Below are 16,540 nucleotides of genomic sequence, written 5' to 3'. Positions count from 1 at the left end.
TCGCCCCGCCACGGCCGGCCCGGCGCGACCCTGCGCCGGGCCGTTTCTTTTCCGCGCTCCGCCGAGTCGGGGCATAGAGGTCGCGACCAGACGACGAGCCCGCCATGTCCGAGCCCTTCCTGCCCTACGGACGCCAGCAGATCGACGAGGACGATGTCGCCGCCGTCGTCGACGTGCTCCGCGGCGACTTTCTCACGACCGGTCCCGCGGTCCCGGCGTTCGAGGCGGACTTGGCCGGCGCGGTCGGAGCGCCGCATGCGGTCGCGTGCAATTCGGGCACCGCGGCCCTGCACCTGGCCCTGGCCGCATTGGGAGTCGGGGAGGGCGATGTCTGCATCGTTCCCGCGATCACCTTCATGGCGACGGCGAACGCCGCGGCCTATTGCGGCGCCGACGTCGTATTCGCCGACGTCGACTCCGAAACCGGCCTGCTCACCCCGCACACGCTGTCGGAAGCGCTCGATCGCGCCGAGGGCCGCGTGAAGGCCGTGCTGCCGGTCCATCTCGGCGGCGTGGTCTGCGATCGTCCGGGCATCCGCTCGAAAGCCGAACGCGCCGGCGCCTTCGTCGTCGAGGACAGCTGCCACGCGCTGGGCTCGGTCGCCGCCGACGGCGGCGTGGTCGGGGACGGAGCCTTCGCCGAGGCGGCGACCTTCTCCTTCCACCCGGTCAAGACGATCGCGAGCGGCGAGGGCGGGATGGTGACGACGCGCGACCCGGCGCTCGCCGAGCGCATGCGGCTCCTGCGCAGCCACGGGATCGAACGCGATCCCGCCCGCTTCCAACGCGCCGAAGGCCGCGACGAACCCTGGTGGCACGAGATGCAAGCGCTGGGCTGGAACCACCGCATGAGCGACATCGCCGCCGCGCTCGGCCGCTCCCAGCTCGCCAAGCTCGATCGCTTCGCACAGCGGCGCCGGCGCTTGGCCGGGCTCTACGCCGATGCGCTCGCCCCGCTCGCGCCCGTCGTGCGGCCGCCGGCGACCGTCGCGGGCTGCGACCCCTGCCGGCATCTCATGAATGTGCGGATCGATTTCGACGCGGCGGGCGTGTCCCGCGCGGACGTCATGACGCGGCTGCGCGCGCGCGGCGTCGGCAGTCAGGTCCACTACATCCCGGTGCATCGCCAGCCCTGGTGGGCGGCGCGGGTCGAGACCCCGGAGCTGCCCGGCGCCGAGCGCTATTATGCGCGCATGCTGTCGCTGCCGCTGTTTCCGGCGATGTCGGACGAGGACCCCGCCCGGGTGGCCGCGTCGTTGAAAGAGGCGCTCGGGGTTTAGCCGCGCTTCTCCATCAGCGCCCAGGTCGTGTCGTCGATGCCGGTCGTGCGCTTCCACAGGAAGCCGTCGGCGACGACCTCCAGGTCATCGAAGCGGTCGAGGAAGAAGCCGGCGAAATCGCGCTTGAAGAGCAGTCCGTCCTGGCCGCGATAGCGCTTCTCCTCGGGCTCGCTGGCGAAATACTCCGAGACCAGGATGAAGCGCGAGGAGACGCGGTGCATCTCGTCGGCGACCGCGGGCAGGTTGTCGGGCGGCACGTGAATGAGCACGCCGGCGGTGAAGACCAGCTCGGCGGCGCCGTCGGGGAAGGGGATCGCTTCGCCCACGCCTTCGCGCACGGAGTCTTCGTCCGCGACCCCGTCCTCGATGACGCGCCGGATGGCGCCGGCGTTGGGTTCGACGGCCATCAGCCTGGCGTCGGTGAGCCGCCGGAGCGCCCGCAGATTGAGGCCGAGATTGCAGCCCACCTCAAGAATGCTCGCCGGCTCGCGCGTGCCGAAACAATCGAGCCAGCGCGCCCACATCCGCGTGCGCCGATGCAGCGCCGTTTCGTCGGCGGCGTTGCGCTCGGTGTATTCGTCGCCGAACTCGCCGCGCCAGACATCGATGGGCTGGGTCATGAACTCTCTCCGCTGATCGCCGCCCAGGACAGCGCCTCGCCCTTCTTCAGATCGCGCGCCGCGCGCCGGCCCAGCACGTCGGGCAGGTGGCGCGGGGCGAGCCCGTGGCCCGGCCGGACGGAGCGGACATTGCGTGACGTCAGCTCCTCGCCTGCGGCGACGTCCTCGGCGACATAGAGGCTGCGCCGGAACTTCACATAGGTGGTCTCCGCGCCGACGAGATCGTAGCGCACGCGCCCCAGCGCGGCGTGGGCGTTGCGCGTGTCCTCGACGAGGCGCGTGAGCTCGTCGGGCTCGAGCGAGAACGCCGAATCCGGCCCGCCGTCGGCGCGCGCCAGCGTGAAGTGCTTCTCGATCAGCGCCGCGCCCAGCGCCGTGGCGGCTACCGCCGCGGCCGTGCCCGGCGTGTGGTCGGACAGCCCGCTCACCACGTCGAAGGCCTCGGCGAGGTGAGGGATGGTGCGCAGGTCGGCCTCCTCGAACCTGGCGGGATAGCTCGAAACGCAGTGCAGCAGGATGAGCTCGCGGCAGCCGGCTTCGCGCGCGGCCTGAACCGCGTCGGCGATCTCGCCGAGGCTCGCCGTCCCCGAGGAAATGATCATCGGCTTGCCGGCTTCGGCCGCGCGCCGGATCAGCGGCAGGTCGACGACCTCAAGCGAGGCGATCTTGTAGGCCGGCGCGTCGAGGCGTTCGAGCAGGTCGACGGCGGTGAAGTCGAAGGGCGCGGAGAATAGCGTGATCCCGACCTCGCGGGCCTTGGCGAACAGGGCTTCGTGCCATTCGAAGGGCGTCTGCGCCTCGGAATAGAGATCGTAGAGCGTCCGGCCCGCCCACAGCCCGTCGGGCAGGGTGAAGTCGGGCCCGTCGCAATCGAGCGTGATGGTGTCGGGCGTGTAGGTCTGGATCTTCACCGCGTCGGCGCCGCAGGCCGCCGCGGCCTCGATGATCCTGAGCGCGCGATCGAGATCGCCGAGATGGTTCGCGCTCATCTCGGCGACGATATAGGGCGGATGGTCGGGGCCGATCGGGCGGCCGGCGATCTCCGGCGCGGCGTTCATCGCATCGTCCTTTCCTGTTCGTCGGCGCGCCAGGTCCGCCCCATCGCCTCGACGGTCTCGACGGGGGTGTCCCAGCCTGCGGGCAGCGCCTCGAAGAAGGCCGTCTTCTCGGCGGCCCGGCGCGGGCGTGGACCGCCGGGCGGCTGGGGCTGGGGCCGGACGCGGCCCGCCGCGATGTCGGGCCATACGCGTTTGAACAGCGCTTCGACCTGGGCGCGCAAGTCCTCATAAGTGGTCGCCAGCGTTCTCGGACCCGGCGAGAAGCGCGCCTCCTCGCGGGCCAGGATCGCGCCGGTGTCCACGCCCTCGTCGATGAGATGGACGCTCACCCCCTTGGGCGTGTCCTCCCACCAGGACCAGAAGTTCGGATCGGCGCCGCGATTGTGGGGCAGGTAGGAGATATGGAGATTGACGATCCGCCCGGCGTAGCGCTCGAGCAGCGCGCCCTTGAGAATCCGCCGCCAACCGTAGGAGACGATCCAGTCCGCGCCGCAGGCCTCGGCGCGCGCGAGCACGTCGTCGTCCTCGTCCGCGATCGTCGCGTCCGGTAAGGCGAGGCGTTCGGGGTAGGGCGACAGCACCAGCACGCTCATGGCCGCCTCATCCGTCGGCTCCGGCGGGCTCGAACAATCCCAGCATCCGGCCGGCCACGCGTTCCGCGCCGCGCCCGTCGCAGATCCGCGCCGCGGCGTCGCTCATCACGCGCAGCATCGTCGGGGTCTCGCGCAGGTCGACGAGGCATTTCGCGATGCGCTCGCCGAGGTCGCCGTCGTCGCGGCCGACGCCGATCGCCGCGCCGGCCGCGTCGAGGCTGGCGGCGAGATCGGCCTGGTTGTCGGCGAGCACCGTGACGAGACTCGGCAGGCCGAGCGCGCAGCGCTCCAGCGCCGTGCCGCCGCCGGCGCCGACGGCGAGGTCGGCGCGCGTCATCAACTCGGCCATGTCGGCGGCGTCGAGGTGGAGGCTCAGGCGCGGCTCCGCCCTGGATCGTTCTTCCAGCGTCTCGCGGCTCGCCGCGCCCGCCGCGATGACGGCGTCGACCGCGATCTCCGGGTCCGCTCCGAGCAGGGCGTCGACGATGCGGGCGGTGACGCCGCCGACATCGGTCAGCCCGAGGCTCACCAGCACGCGCTCCAGCGACGGCCGCCTGCGACGGGCGAGGCTCTCGTCGCGTCGCGCGGCGAATTCGGGCCGCAGCAGCGCGTAGTCCGGGCCGAGCAGCAGCGCGGCGTGATCCGGGACGAGCCCGGCGTAGCGCGCGGCGTCCTTGCCGTAATTCTGGTCCAGCAGCAGGTCGCAGTCATGGGCGCGGTCGGCGAGGTCGTCGATCACGGCGATGCGCCGCGTCATGCGCCGGAAGTCCTGCTCGATCCCCGCGTCGATGTCGTAGCAGTCGACCACGATCAGGTCGGACGGTCCGTCCCAGGGCGCGGGCGCCAGGCGGGTCTCAGGCGCGACGGCGATCGCGTGGCCCGCGCGCCTGAGCGCGGGGGCGACCCGCGTCGCGCCTTCATTGACCGAAAATCCGATCCTCGCGCCCTTCCGTTCGAGCGCGTCGGCCAGCGCCAGGCAGCGCATGACATGGCCGCCGCCGAGATCGGGACGCGCATCGCAGCGGAACAGGACGCGGGGCGCGCGGCCGCGCGCGGTCACGACTCGAACGTCTCGCGCAGCAGGCCTTGCAGGGCGCGCGCGTCGAGGCGCTCCGGATTGGCGTCGGAGGAGTAGGCGAAGCCTTCCGGCGCGGGCGCCGCGCCGGCCTCGGCCCAGGCCGCGCGCACCTCGGCGGCGTAGGAGGGCAGGATGACGTAGCGGTCGTCGAGCTCGACGGTGTCGCGGGCGTCGTCGGAGGTGACCATCACCTCGTGGAGCTTCTCGCCGGGGCGGATGCCGATGACCTTGTGGGGCAGGTCGGGCGCGATCGTGCGGGCGAGATCGATCGTGCTCATGGACGGGATCTTCGGCACGAAGATCTCGCCGCCCTTGGCCAGCGCCATCGAGGAGAGCACGAAGTTCACGCCCTGGGTGAGCGTGATCCAGAAGCGCGTCATGCGCTCGTCGGTGATCGGCAGGTGGTCGGCGCCGTCGGCGACGAGCTTCCTGAAGAAGGGCACGACCGAGCCGCGCGAGCCCACGACATTGCCGTAGCGCACGACGGAGAAGGTCGGCCCGTCCTCGCCGCCCATCGCCTGGGCGGCGGTGAAGATCTTGTCGGAGGCCAGCTTCGAGGCGCCGTAGAGATTGATCGGGTTGGCCGCCTTGTCCGTGGACAGCGCGCAGACATGACTCACCCCGCGCTTGATCGCCGCGCGCACGACGTTCTCCGCGCCCATCACGTTGGTCTTGATGCACTCGAAGGGATTGTACTCGGCGATCGGCACGTGCTTCAGGGCTGCGGCGTGGACGACGACGTCGACGTCGCGCATCGCCATGTCGAGCCGGGTCTCGTCGCGCACGTCGCCGATGAAATAGCGCATGAAGGAATGCTCGGCCGGCGAGAAGCGCTGGGCCATCTCGTACTGCTTGAGCTCGTCGCGCGAGAAGATGATCAGCTTCTTCGGCCGGAACTCCTCGATCACGGTGCGCACGAACTGGTGGCCGAACGAGCCCGTCCCGCCGGTGACCAGCACCGTCTTGCCGTTCAGATCGAGCCGCGGCGCGCGGAAATCGCGCGACACGAAGAGCCGGTCGAGATCGGCGTCGGTTCCTTGGTCGCGCGCGGCGTCGCGGGGAGCGGTCTGGCCCATGGCCCTCGTCTCGCTTTTCGATTCGCAGCCTCGCGTTAACGGTTCTTCGCCGTGGGTTAACGCCGCGTTAGGCGCGTCGCCGGAGCGTCGGCTCTTACGCAGCGGAGGCGCCGCCCGTGACAGTCGCCGTCATCGTCCAGGCCCGCATCGGCTCGTCGCGCCTGCCCGGCAAGGTGCTCGAGGCGCTGGGGGCGAAGACCGCGCTCGCGCGCTGCCTCGATCGCTGCGCGGCGATCCCGGGCGCCGACCTCGTCGTGTGCGCGGTTCCCGACACCGCCGAGAACGACGCCGTCGCCGCCGAGGCGGGCCGGGCGGGCTACGCCGTGGTGCGCGGTTCGGAGACCGACGTGCTCGCCCGCTACGCCGACGCGGCCCGCGCCGTGGCCGCCGAAACCGTGATGCGCGTGACCAGCGACTGTCCGCTCATCGACCCCGCGGTGTGCGGCGCCGTGATCGATCTCCTGGCCGAGACCGGCGCCGACTACGCCTGCAACAACATGCCGCCGCGCTTTCCCCACGGGCTCGACTGCGAGGCCTTTCCCGCCGCCCGTCTGTTCGAGGCGGAAGCCGAAGCCGCCGAGCCCTATGAACGCGAGCACGTCACGCCCTGGCTGCGCGCCCGTTCCGACGTGAAGAAGGCCGCCCTCGTCGGCCCCGGCGGCGGGCTGGAGCGCCTGCGCTGGACGCTCGACCGGCCCGAGGATCTCGCCTTCTTCCGCGCCGTCTTCGACGCCCTGGGCGAGAGTGCGGCCACGGCGACGACGGAAGAGCTCGCCGCGCTGTGCCAGGCCGTCCCCGACCTGCCCGCCATCAACGCCGACTGGACCGACGAAGCGCGCCTGGAGTCCGCGGCCGAGGCCGACGTGACGCGGCCCTGGGCGGGGTAGGGGGGGTCGGCGGCGGTCTCCGGCGTCGAGGCGGGCTGGCAGGACGACGGCGATCTGGCCCGGCTCGTCCACACCTTCTCCGGCCAGACGGTCACGTTCAGCTATGAGTATGACGGCTCGGGCCGGCTCACGGACGCGGCCGCCGATGTGGCGGGCTGGCTCTGGAACGCGTCGGACCAGGACTACGATCTCAGCTACGCGGCCGTGAACGCGCAGAACCAGTATGCCGGCGTGACCTTCAGCCCGGACGGCGAGGCCGACGATGCCTGGACGCTGACATACGACGAGGCCGACAACCTGATCGGCGACGGCACGCGCTTCTTCAACCACGACACCCAGAACCGGCTCACCGGGGCGAGTCTCGCATCATGCGCGTCCTCGGCGCTTCGCGCCTGCGGGCGACGCGGGGTCGGGAACCACGATCGAGTACGACGGAGCCTGTCCCGGACTTGATCCGGGAACGCCGCCGGCCGGCGGATGAGCAAATCCGTCAACGGGACGGTCACCGGCTTCGTCCACGCAGCCGGCCCCGCGGGCGGCGAACTCGCCATGGAGATCGCCGAGCTCGACGGCGGCGGAAACGTCACCACGCGGTTCGTGCCCGGCCCCTCGATCGACGAGCGCGCCGCGATGATCACGGTGGACACCGCCACGGGCGCGGCGATCGATCGCTTCTTCTATCACGCCGACCGGCTGGGCAATGTGATCGCCTTAAGCGATGAGATCGGCGCGGTGGCCGCCCAGTACGTCTACTCGCCCTTCGGGGTGGAGCCGGTCGCCGACGCCACCGGCAACCCGTTCCGTTATACCGGGCGCAGATACGATCCCGAGACGGAGTTCCTCTACTACCGGGCGCGCTACTATTCCCCGGCGCTCGGGCGCTTCCTCGAGGTCGACCCCATCGGCTACGAAGACCAGATGAACCTGTACGCCTACGTCGGCAACAACCCGCTCAATGCGACGGATCCGAGTGGGGAGATGCCGCCGGAAGCTTGGGACCCTGACTCGCAGGCATTCGAGCGGGAGCAGCAGTATCATGAAGCGAGCGTCGAGATGGGTGAGCTTGTCGCGCAGGGAGTGGATGCGGCGGTGGGAGACGGTGCCGTTTACGTTGGAGGCGAAGGAACCCTGATCGGTGGTCCTGTTGGCGCCGAGGTTGAAGGCGGAGTGGCATTTGACGGAGCGACAAATGAAGTTGTTACTTTTACTAGTAATTCCACAAATATGATTGATTTGGATGACAGTCCGAGTCAGCTTGGCTCGACAGCAGGAGGCAATATGAACTTCGGTTATGCCACCTCATCTGAGGCGCTCACCTCTCCTACAATTAATATTTCGTTCGATTATGCCGGTGTGAGTGTCGGAGTTAAGCTCGATGCAGAGACTGGTAATTTCTCAGGTCTTGAGGGTGGTCCGGGCTTTGGCGTCGGGGTGAGCGTGGTACGGTCAGAAGGCCGCGAACATACGCGGACGTGTGTTGATCCGGATGGGTGTTAGATATGAGGGTCTTTAGCGGATTGGTGGCGATAGCTTGTTTGGCTAGTGCGCTTGTGTCTGCGCGAGTCTATTCGGCAACGGATGCTGATATTTGGCTTGTCGCGGCGGTGAGCCTGTCTTTCTGCTTTTTGTTAACTGGACGCATGGCGTTGGGAAAACGGTCCTCAAGAAATCAGAACTCGGACATTTAGGTCACTTCAACCGACCTCACCGAGGAGCGCCGCGATGACGGCGTCACCGTCGGCTATGAGTACTCGCGCGGCGGGGATCTGCTTTCCATCACCTGGCCGGACGGCTGGGCGGCGCGCTACGCCTATGACGCGCGGCGCCAGCTCGTGCGCGTCGAGGAGGACGCGAACGGCGACGGGACGAGCGAGGCCACGCTCGCCGAGTATGTCTATGACCGCTTCGGCCGGCGCATCGAGCATCACGCCGGCGGCTACGACCCGAACAGCCCGTCGCCCGGGCCGGGGTCGGCGGCGGTCTCCGGCGTCGAGGCGGGCTGGCAGGACGACGGAGATCTCGCCCGCCTCGTCCACACCTTCTCCGGCCAGACGGTGACGTTCAGCTATGAGTATGACGGCTCGGGCCGGCTCACCGACGCCGCCGCCGATGTGGCGGGCTGGCTGTGGAACGCGTCGGACCAGGACTACGATCTGAGCTACGCGGACGTGAACGCGCAGAACCAGTATGCGGGCGTGACCTTCAGCCCGGACGGCGAGGCCGACGATGTCTGGACGCTGACCTGGGACGAGGCCGACAACCTCATCGGCGACGGCACGCGCTTCTTCAACCACGACACCCAGAACCGGCTCACCGGGGCGAGTCTCGCATCATGCGCGTCCTCGGCGCTTCGCGCCTGCGGGCGACGCGGGGTCGGGAACCACGATCGAGTACGACGGAGCCTGTCCCGGACTTGATCCGGGAACGCCGCCGGCCGGCGCATCGCCAAGACCGTCGACGGGACCGTCACCGGCTTCGTCCATGCCGCCGGCCCCGCGGGCGGCGAACTGGCCATGGAGATCGCCGAGCTCGACGGCGGCGGAAACGTCATCACGCGCTTCGTGCCCGGCCCCTCGATCGACGAGCGCGCGGCCATGATCACGGTGGACACAGCGACCGGCGCGGCGATCGACCGCTTCTTCTATCACGCCGACCGGCTGGGCAACGTGATCGCGCTATCCGACGAGACCGGCGCGGTGGCCGCCCAATACGTCTACTCGCCCTTCGGGGTGGAGCCGCTCGCCGACGCCACCGGCAACCCGTTCCGCTATACCGGCCGGCGCTACGATCCCGAGACGGCGTTCCTCTACTACCGGGCGCGCTACTACTCCCCGGCGCTGGGCCGCTTCCTCGAGGTCGACCCCATCGGCTACGAAGACCAGATGAACCTGTACGCCTACGTCGGCAACAACCCGCTCAATGCGACGGATCCGAGTGGTGAGGTTGGTGCCGTGGGTGCCGGCTTTGGAGCAGCGGTTGGTGGACTTATCGGTGGTGTGAGTGCTGCAGTCCGAGAAACTGGTGAGCAATTGGCGGCCAATGGAGGTAATTTTAGAGACTTGAATGTTGGCGAAATCGCCCTGAACGGAGCGGTTGGCGCAGGTACCGGCGCAGTGACTGGTGCCGTAATAGGAAGCGGTGCAGGCTTGGTAGCGGCCGTTGCTACTGGAGCTTCGTATGGTGCGGCTCAAGCCGGAGCAGAGGTGGCCCTCGACGGGGCCTTTGGTGACGATATCTCGGACCGCAATGTCGGGAGAGAGATCGCGGTGGGAGCTGCAGCGGGAGCAGCAGGCCCAATTCTCGGAAGAGGGCTACAGGCTGGACGTACAGTTGGAGAGGCAGCAGAAGGCGCAATTCAAGGAGGTTCGACGGCTGCTACGGTCAATCTTGCTAGGGGCGCCGAACAGGTTGGAGAGGCTATTGTGACTCAAACTGCCACCGATGTAGGGGCCGGAGTTACTAATGATGCCTTGGACGAGCGCGATCGTATTGAGGATCGACGTTAATGATGGTTTTGCTGGGTTACTTCGTCGGTGCAGTTGCTTCATTAATTGGGTGGGGTGTGCTTGGCGCAATAATATTTGCACCATTTCTACTAAGCCCGTCTAACACACTTGTATTTTGGGTAAAGTTTTGGATCGCATCATCGATAGCGTTGGGTATCGCAGGTTTGGTATATGATATTATTTCTTTGCTAATAATCGAACGAATTAGAAAAAAAGGGGTGTAGCGTTGAGTTTAAATAGCATCTATGAAGTGGCGACATATTTTTTATTCGCAAAGTATAAATTTATATGAGGTGTTAATTTAACTTTAAATTTTGATTTTTTCGATCGATAAACTCATCCTTTGAAAGGGCTAGGCTGAACGAGCGCTAGGTGCTGGGCCGGCCGGTGTTCTACTGGTAGTCGCGAGGACCATGACGCCGACTGCGCGGTCAACGAGTCCGACGAGCCCGACGCGGCGAATTACTGGCGCACGCGGATCAGCACCGACGCATACGGGCGCGATCACGTCACGACCTATCCCCATGGCGGGCGCGACTGGACGGAGCTCGACGCCAACGGCAATGTCGTCGAGCGGCGGCGCGTCTCCGCCGGCTTAACCTTGGCTCAGTCTTTAAGCTTGCGCGTCCTCGGCGCTGCGCGCCTGCGGGCGACGCGGGCCAGCTCGTCTTCACGCACACGTTCTCCTACGACGCCCTGAACCGGCAGACGCAGATGGTCGCGCCGGAGGGGACGTGGACCTACGAGTACGACCTCACAGGGGCGCGCACGCGGGCGGTCTTCGATCCCGCCGCGGCGGGCGGAGAGCAAAGTGTCATCCCGGAAGCCCGCAGGGCTGTCCGGGATCGACCGAAAACGCTTCCCGACATCGGTTCGCGAGCCCGGTCGATCCCGGCTCTCCGCGCTGCGCGCTCCGGCCGGGATGACGACCGCGGCGGCTCGCCCCTAATCGTCATTCCCGCGGATGCGGGAATCCAGAGCCCGAACACACCCCGACTCCCCCCCGTTTCCTAACCCTTTGTTACCGCCTTTGCGGCGATCATGGGGCTTCGTCGAATCGTCAGTCATGAGGCGGTCGGACAGGTCATGGTCACCGGGTTGTCGAGCTCCCTGCTTTCGGCGTGGTTCACCGCGCGCAGCGGCGCGTCCGCCGGCGGCGGGGGCGGGCTCACGGCGACGGCCGCGGCGGCGGAGACCGCGGGACTTTCGGGCGCGGGGGCCAAGACCGAAGCGAGCGGCGTCCTGCCGCCCTGGGACCCGCGCGGCGAGATCGCCGAGCTCGAGGGGCTGCGCCGCTCCGTGCTCGCGAACGGCGAGTTCTTCGACGGCCGCTTCGGCGACTTCTCCGACATCGAGGCGAGCGACGACGAGAAATCCCTGTTCGCGATGTATCGCGGCGTTCGCCGGCTGCAGTCGATCGCGGCGGCGGCCATGGACAAGGGCGCGAGCGATTTCGACCGCGCCTATTACGACCGGCGCTTCCAGGAGGGCGTCGCCCAGCTCGGCGGCTTCTTCGACGATCTCTCGCTCGAGGGCGTCTCGGTGGTGCAGGGCGAGCAGCTCACCGAATTCCAGAGCGGGCTCAAGGTTTCGCGCGGCGGCTCGAGCTATACCGGCGGGATCGTCCATTCCGGCGCCTATGACGCCGAGGTCGACGCCTTCCAGGGCGATGTCCGCTTCGACATCACCGTGCGCAAGAACGGCGTCGACAATGCCGTCGCGATCGATCTCGCCGACATGGGAACGACGCCGCGCACGCTCGACAATGTCGCCGACCACATCAATGCGCAGCTCGAGGCGAACGGCTTCCTCACCCGCTTCGAGCGCGTGAAGATCGGCGAGCCCGACGAGAACGGGATCATCCAGGGCGACAATTTCGGTTTCCAGGTCAACGGCATCATCACCGAGCGCGTGAGCTTCGCCCCGGCGACGGGAACCGGCGCGCCGGCGCTGTTCATGGCCGGCGTGTCGGGCGCGGGCGAGGAGGCCGCCGGCCAGCTCTCCAGGATCGTCGATCTCGCCGGCGGGGGAACGACGGTCTTCTCCCGGCGCATCGAGGCCGCCCCGACCGTGACCGAAACCACGAGCGAGGACGGCGAGACGATCACGAGCGAGACGTCCAATCCGCTGGAGGTGATGGCCACCGCCCGCGGCGCCGACGGCGGGATCTATGTCGTGGGCAAGACCTCGGCGGCCGTCGACGGCCAGGCCATCAAGGGCGAGAGCGACCTCGTGGTCGTGCGTTACGACTCCAACGGCAAGGAGGTCTTCACCCGCACGCTGGGCGCGGCCGGCGAGGCCGAGGGCGCGTCCGTCGCCGTTGACGCCGACGGCAACGTCATCGTCGCCGGCTCGGTCGAGGGCGAGCTCGGCGGGACGAACAAGGTCGGCGGCGACGATTCGGTCGTCGTGAAATACAATGCCGACGGCGTCGAGCAGTGGACGCGGCGCTTCGGCGGGCTCGCCGACGACCGCGCCAACCACGTCTCGGTCGGTTCCGACGGAACCATCTACGTCGCCGGCGAGGCGAATTCGAGCATCGGCGGGGTCGCCAACCAGGGCGGGCGCGACGGCTATCTGCGCGCGCTCGACGCTGACGGGAACACGCTCTACACGCGCGCCGCCGGCGCCGGAACGGGAACCGAGAGCGCCAAGGCCACCGCCATCGCCGCCGACGGCGGGCTGATCGTGGCGACCGAGGAGGACGGCCGCGCGGTGCTGACCAAGTACGCCGCCGGCGACGACGGAACCGGCGCGCCGGTCTGGAGCCTCGATCTCGGCGATCTCGACGGCGGGCGCATCGGCGGGATCGCCGTCGACGCCGCCGGCGACATCTATCTCGCCGGCGCGGCCGGGGCCGGGTTCGCGCCCGGAACCGTCGTCGACGCCAACGCCGGCGGCCGCGACGCGGTCCTGGTCAAGGTCTCCGACGGCGCCAGCGCGAGCGTCGACTACGCGACCTTCCTGGGCACGCCGGAGGACAACTCCGCCGCCGGCGTCGCGGTCGAGAACGGGACCGTCTATCTCACCGGCAAGACATCCGCCGCGCTGCCCGGCGGCGAACAGAACGGCGACCGCAACGCCTTCGCCGCCGGCTTCGACGCGGCGACCGGCGCGCGCACATTCGTCCAGCAGGTGTCCGGCCGCGGCGGGCTGTCGTCCGGCGCGGGAATCGTCGTCGACCCGACGGGCGATTCGGCGCTGAACAAGCTCGGCCTGCCCGCCGGCGCGCTGTCCTATTCCGACAGCCGCGTCGTCACCGATCGGTCGAGCGTGCGCCCGGGCGATCACTTCTACGTTTCCGTCGACGGCGGCCGGAAGCAGAAGATCACCATCGACGACGACGACACGATCCGCTCGCTCACCTTCAAGCTGAACGCCGTGCTGCTGTTCGACGGGACCGCCGACGTGCGCCGCGCGCTCGAGGGCGACCAGCTCACGATCAAGCCGAAGGAAGGCGTCACCATCGAGCTCCTGCCCGGGACCGACGGCGAGGACGCGCTCAAGGGGCTCGGCCTGAGCCCCGGGGCGGTGAGCGGGAAGGTCACGAAGGACGACGGCGATTCGACCTCGGCCGCGCCGAAGGTCTTCGCGCTCGAACTGCCCGAGGCGCTGTCGGTCGCCGACCGCGACTCCGCGGCGGCCGCCAACGAGGCGCTGGTCGCGGCCATGGGCAAGATCCAGCGCGCCTATCGCTATCTCACCCAGGATCCCGAGCTCAGGGAATTGCTGGAGGGCCCGCAGGCGGGCAAGCGCGGCGGGCCGGTCCCGGCCTATCTCAGCTCGCAGATCGCCAATTACGAAGCCGGTCTCGCGCGCCTGCAGTCGGGCGGCGGCGGCGGCGGCACGCTGGCGCTGTTCTAGAAGTCAGACGGTCTGGTTGCAGGCGATGGCGCCGACGCGGCCGGACTGGCGACCCGACGCGCCGTAGCCGGCGTCGGACTGCTGCTGGCGGGCGGCCTCGTCGGCGATGGCCTTCACCACGCCTTCGGTCACCACCTTCATCGCCTCGACGGCCGCGCCGTTCTCGGCGACCGCGGCCTCGAAGGTCCGGGTGGTCTCGGTCAGCCGCGCCTTCGTCGCCGCGTCGAGGCCGGCGAGCCGCGAGGCGTCCTGCGCGGCGAGCCGGGTTTCGGTGCGATAGATTGCGGCCAGGCGCGTCTTCTCGACCTGGAGATCGCTCGCCTCGTGCGGACGGCGCGCGGCGAACAGCGCGGTCTCCTGCTCGATCAGCGCTGTCAGGCGCTCGGTGAGCCGGATCAGCTCCTCGGCGCGCTCGGCGGGGGTCTCGGCGGCGAGTTCGGTCATGCGTCGTCTTCCGCTTCCTGCAGGGTCATGATCTCGCGGGCGAGCTCGTCGGCCAGCCCGATGCCGCCGGCCTGGGCCATCACCTTTGCGTACTCCTCATTGAGCATGCCCTTGAAGGCGCTTTCGCCCGGGCCGCCGCCGAAGGCCTCGCTCTGCGTGGATTCGCCCATCATGTGCTCGAGGAGCTGGGCCAGGAACATCGCCTCGAAGTCCTGGGCGACCTCGCGGGCCTGCGCCATGTTCTCGACGCGGCCGACCTGCGGCGCGCCGGTCGACGAACCGTTGGCCTGGCTCAGCGCGGCCTGCATCTGGGCGTTCATCAGCCCGTCCATGGTCAGAGCACCTCGATCTCGGCCTGCAGCGCGCCGGCGGCCTTGATGGTCTGCAGGATGGTGATCATGTCGCGCGGGCTGACGCCCAGCGCGTTGAGCCCGTCGACGAGTTCGCGCAGCGACACGGTTCCTTCGAGCACGCCGAGCTGGGCGAGATCCTCCTCGGCGGTGATGTCGGTGCGCGGCACGACGACGGTCTCGCCGGTCTCGGAGAAGGGCGTGGGCTGGCTCACCTGCGGGCTTTCGGAAACCGTGATCGTCAGCCCGCCCTGGGCGATGGCGACGGTCGAGACGCGCACGTCCTCGCCCATCACGATCGTGCCGGTCGATTCGTCGATGACGACGCGGGCGCGCATGTCGGCCTCGACGCGCAGCTGTTCGATCTCCGCGATCAGCGAGACCATGTCGCCGGAATAGCTCTGGGGCAGGGACAGGGCGACGGTCGAGGGATTGTTCGCGCTCGCCGCGCCCGGGCCGATGAAGGCGTTGATGGTCTCGGCCATGCGCCGGGCGGTGGTGAAGTCGGGATTGCGCAGCGACAGCCGGATATCGCTCTGCCGGGCGATGTCCCAGTCAAGTTCGCGCTCGATCAGCGCGCCGTTGGCGATGCGCCCGGTGGTGGGAACGCCGCGGGTGATGCTCGCCGCGTCGCCCTGGGCCTCGAAGCCGCCGACGGCGACCGAGCCCTGGCCGACGGCGTAGACGTCGCCGTTGGCGTCGACCAGCGGGGTGGCGACCAGCACGCCGCCCTGCAGGCTTTCGGCGTCGCCCAGCGCGGAGACGGTGACGTCGATGCGCGTGCCCTGCATGGCGAAGGGCGGCAGCTGAGCGGTCACGATCACCGCGGCGACATTGCCGGTGCGCAGGTCGGAGTCGCGGATATTGACGTTGAACCGCTCGAGCATGGAGTCGAGCGCCTGGCGGGTGAAGGCGGTGTTGCGCAGCGTGTCGCCCGTGCCGTCGAGGCCGACGACGAGGCCGTAGCCGACGAGCTGGTTCTCGCGCACGCCCTCGACGTCGGCGATGTCCTTGATGCGCGGGTTCGCCAGGGCGCCGGTCGTGACGAGCGCGGCGGCGAGGAGGGCGAGAAGGGTGCGGATCATGAACACGCTCTTTTGCGCAGGTTGAAGCTTCGCGCTTGCCTATGCGAGATCCGTGCCAAGGTTAACAGCCGGAAAAGCCTGCTTTATCAACAATATAAGAAAGGCCTAGCCGGTGAAGGTCTCGCCGGGCGATGCATTTGCCGGGAAAAATCTGCCGGGCCTGGCGTCTGACTTAAGCCGCTGTTAACAGAGCTTAAGCGACGCTCGAATCTGGAATTTCACGCTGCAGGATCAGCCCATGAAGGTCACCGGACCGCGCAATGTTCCCGGCACGTCCGGCGCCCGCAAGAAGGCGTCGGGGGGCGCGTCGGAGTCGACGTTCTCGCCGGGCGCGTCTTCGGGCTCCGCCTCGACCGGGGCGAGCGCGCCGCTGTCCGGCGCGTCCGCGGTGAATTCCGTCGACGCCGTCCTGGCGTTGCAGTCGACGGGCGATTTCCGCGAGGCCAAGAAGCGCGCCACCGAGCGGGCGCTCGATCTGCTCGACGTGCTCGATGATCTCAAGATCGCCCTGCTTGAGGGCGGCATTCCCCGGGACAAGCTGGCCCGCCTCATGGACACGCTCAGAACCCGCCGCGACGCCACCGACGATCCCGACCTGGAGGCCGCGCTCGACGAGGTCGAGCTGCGCGCCGCGGTCGAGCTGGCGAAGTACGACGCCTGACTCTCATGCCTAGATCGTGGAAATCACGGAAGTTTCAC

17 protein-coding genes are annotated in these 16,540 nt (G+C 68.6%); 9 read left to right on the top strand and 8 right to left on the bottom strand.

Annotated elements, in window-relative coordinates; genetic code table 11:
• Window positions 1–104: 104 nt before the first annotated feature.
• Window positions 105–1,280 carry a UDP-4-amino-4,6-dideoxy-N-acetyl-beta-L-altrosamine transaminase gene (gene pseC / locus DDZ18_RS07835; protein ID WP_109252803.1) on the top strand — a complete coding sequence of 392 codons (1,176 nt, stop codon included), beginning with the start codon at window positions 105–107 and terminating at the stop codon, window positions 1,278–1,280.
• Here pseC and DDZ18_RS07830 read toward each other — a convergent pair.
• The 5 genes from DDZ18_RS07830 to pseB are packed head-to-tail and all read right to left on the bottom strand — an operon-like array spanning window position 1,277 to window position 5,705.
• Window positions 1,277–1,900 (bottom strand): pseudaminic acid biosynthesis-associated methylase, encoded by a 624-nt coding sequence (locus tag DDZ18_RS07830; RefSeq protein WP_109252802.1) that lies wholly within the window; start codon window positions 1,898–1,900, stop codon window positions 1,277–1,279. The genes pseC and DDZ18_RS07830 overlap by 4 nt on opposite strands.
• Window positions 1,897–2,958 carry a pseudaminic acid synthase gene (pseI, locus tag DDZ18_RS07825; RefSeq protein ID WP_109252801.1) on the bottom strand — a complete coding sequence of 354 codons (1,062 nt, stop codon included), beginning with the start codon at window positions 2,956–2,958 and terminating at the stop codon, window positions 1,897–1,899. The genes DDZ18_RS07830 and pseI overlap by 4 nt, the downstream gene beginning before the upstream one ends.
• A complete protein-coding gene (locus DDZ18_RS07820; protein ID WP_109252800.1) occupies window positions 2,955–3,551 on the bottom strand; it encodes a formyltransferase family protein in 597 nt (198 codons plus the stop codon). Before DDZ18_RS07820 ends, pseI begins: the two co-directional genes overlap by 4 nt.
• 7 nt (window positions 3,552–3,558) lie before the next feature.
• Window positions 3,559–4,611, bottom strand: a complete 1,053-nt coding sequence (gene pseG / locus DDZ18_RS07815) for a UDP-2,4-diacetamido-2,4,6-trideoxy-beta-L-altropyranose hydrolase (protein WP_158272104.1) — start codon at window positions 4,609–4,611, stop codon at window positions 3,559–3,561.
• On the bottom strand, window positions 4,608–5,705 hold the full coding sequence (gene pseB, locus DDZ18_RS07810) for a UDP-N-acetylglucosamine 4,6-dehydratase (inverting) (RefSeq protein WP_109252799.1): 1,098 nt from the start codon (window positions 5,703–5,705) through the stop codon (window positions 4,608–4,610). The genes pseG and pseB overlap by 4 nt, the downstream gene beginning before the upstream one ends.
• 116 nt (window positions 5,706–5,821) lie before the next feature.
• On the opposite strand from pseB, the gene DDZ18_RS07805 reads away from it, so the two are divergent.
• From DDZ18_RS07805 to DDZ18_RS07780, 7 genes are all read left to right on the top strand, one after another.
• Entirely contained in the window at window positions 5,822–6,592 is a 771-nt protein-coding gene (locus DDZ18_RS07805; protein ID WP_109252798.1) for a cytidylyltransferase domain-containing protein, read from the top strand.
• 147 nt (window positions 6,593–6,739) lie between these two features.
• Window positions 6,740–7,045, top strand: a complete 306-nt coding sequence (locus tag DDZ18_RS07800) for a hypothetical protein (protein ID WP_109252797.1) — start codon at window positions 6,740–6,742, stop codon at window positions 7,043–7,045.
• 24 nt (window positions 7,046–7,069) lie between these two features.
• The gene (locus tag DDZ18_RS07795; RefSeq protein WP_109252796.1) at window positions 7,070–8,089 is read left to right on the top strand and encodes an RHS repeat-associated core domain-containing protein; all 1,020 of its coding nucleotides are present in this window, start codon (window positions 7,070–7,072) and stop codon (window positions 8,087–8,089) included.
• 335 nt (window positions 8,090–8,424) lie between these two features.
• Complete coding sequence (locus DDZ18_RS07790) at window positions 8,425–9,009, top strand: hypothetical protein (RefSeq protein ID WP_233245758.1); 585 nt, start codon at window positions 8,425–8,427, stop codon at window positions 9,007–9,009.
• A 96-nt stretch (window positions 9,010–9,105) separates the two neighbouring features.
• Window positions 9,106–10,098, top strand: a complete 993-nt coding sequence (locus DDZ18_RS07785; RefSeq protein WP_109252794.1) for an RHS repeat-associated core domain-containing protein — start codon at window positions 9,106–9,108, stop codon at window positions 10,096–10,098.
• Entirely contained in the window at window positions 10,098–10,322 is a 225-nt protein-coding gene (locus DDZ18_RS13735) for a hypothetical protein (protein ID WP_146190633.1), read from the top strand. The genes DDZ18_RS07785 and DDZ18_RS13735 overlap by 1 nt, the downstream gene beginning before the upstream one ends.
• Window positions 10,323–11,139: 817 nt before the next feature.
• Window positions 11,140–13,962: an NHL repeat-containing protein gene (locus tag DDZ18_RS07780; protein WP_233245757.1), complete on the top strand. Its 2,823-nt coding sequence runs from the start codon at window positions 11,140–11,142 to the stop codon at window positions 13,960–13,962.
• 3 nt (window positions 13,963–13,965) lie between these two features.
• Here the strand turns inward: DDZ18_RS07780 and DDZ18_RS07775 are convergent, their stop codons facing one another.
• The 3 genes from DDZ18_RS07775 to DDZ18_RS07765 are packed head-to-tail and all read right to left on the bottom strand — an operon-like array spanning window position 13,966 to window position 15,841.
• Window positions 13,966–14,406, bottom strand: coding sequence for a flagellar basal-body protein FlbY (locus DDZ18_RS07775; RefSeq protein WP_109252792.1), 441 nt, complete (start codon window positions 14,404–14,406; stop codon window positions 13,966–13,968).
• Complete coding sequence (locus DDZ18_RS07770) at window positions 14,403–14,738, bottom strand: rod-binding protein (RefSeq protein WP_109252791.1); 336 nt, start codon at window positions 14,736–14,738, stop codon at window positions 14,403–14,405. Before DDZ18_RS07770 ends, DDZ18_RS07775 begins: the two co-directional genes overlap by 4 nt.
• Before the next feature lie 2 nt (window positions 14,739–14,740).
• Window positions 14,741–15,841 carry a flagellar basal body P-ring protein FlgI gene (locus tag DDZ18_RS07765; RefSeq protein WP_109252790.1) on the bottom strand — a complete coding sequence of 367 codons (1,101 nt, stop codon included), beginning with the start codon at window positions 15,839–15,841 and terminating at the stop codon, window positions 14,741–14,743.
• 238 nt (window positions 15,842–16,079) lie between these two features.
• Here DDZ18_RS07765 and DDZ18_RS07760 point away from each other — a divergent pair, with 238 nt between their 5' ends.
• The gene (locus DDZ18_RS07760; protein WP_109252789.1) at window positions 16,080–16,502 is read left to right on the top strand and encodes a flagellar assembly protein FliX; all 423 of its coding nucleotides are present in this window, start codon (window positions 16,080–16,082) and stop codon (window positions 16,500–16,502) included.
• The last annotated feature ends 38 nt before the right edge of the window (window positions 16,503–16,540 follow it).

The sequence above is a fragment of the Marinicauda salina genome, assembly GCF_003122085.1.
Classification (GTDB): Bacteria; Pseudomonadota; Alphaproteobacteria; order Caulobacterales; family Maricaulaceae; genus Maricicauda_A; species Maricicauda_A salina.
Note: the sequence above shows the minus strand (reverse complement) of the source record. Positions and strands in the feature narration are given on the sequence as shown.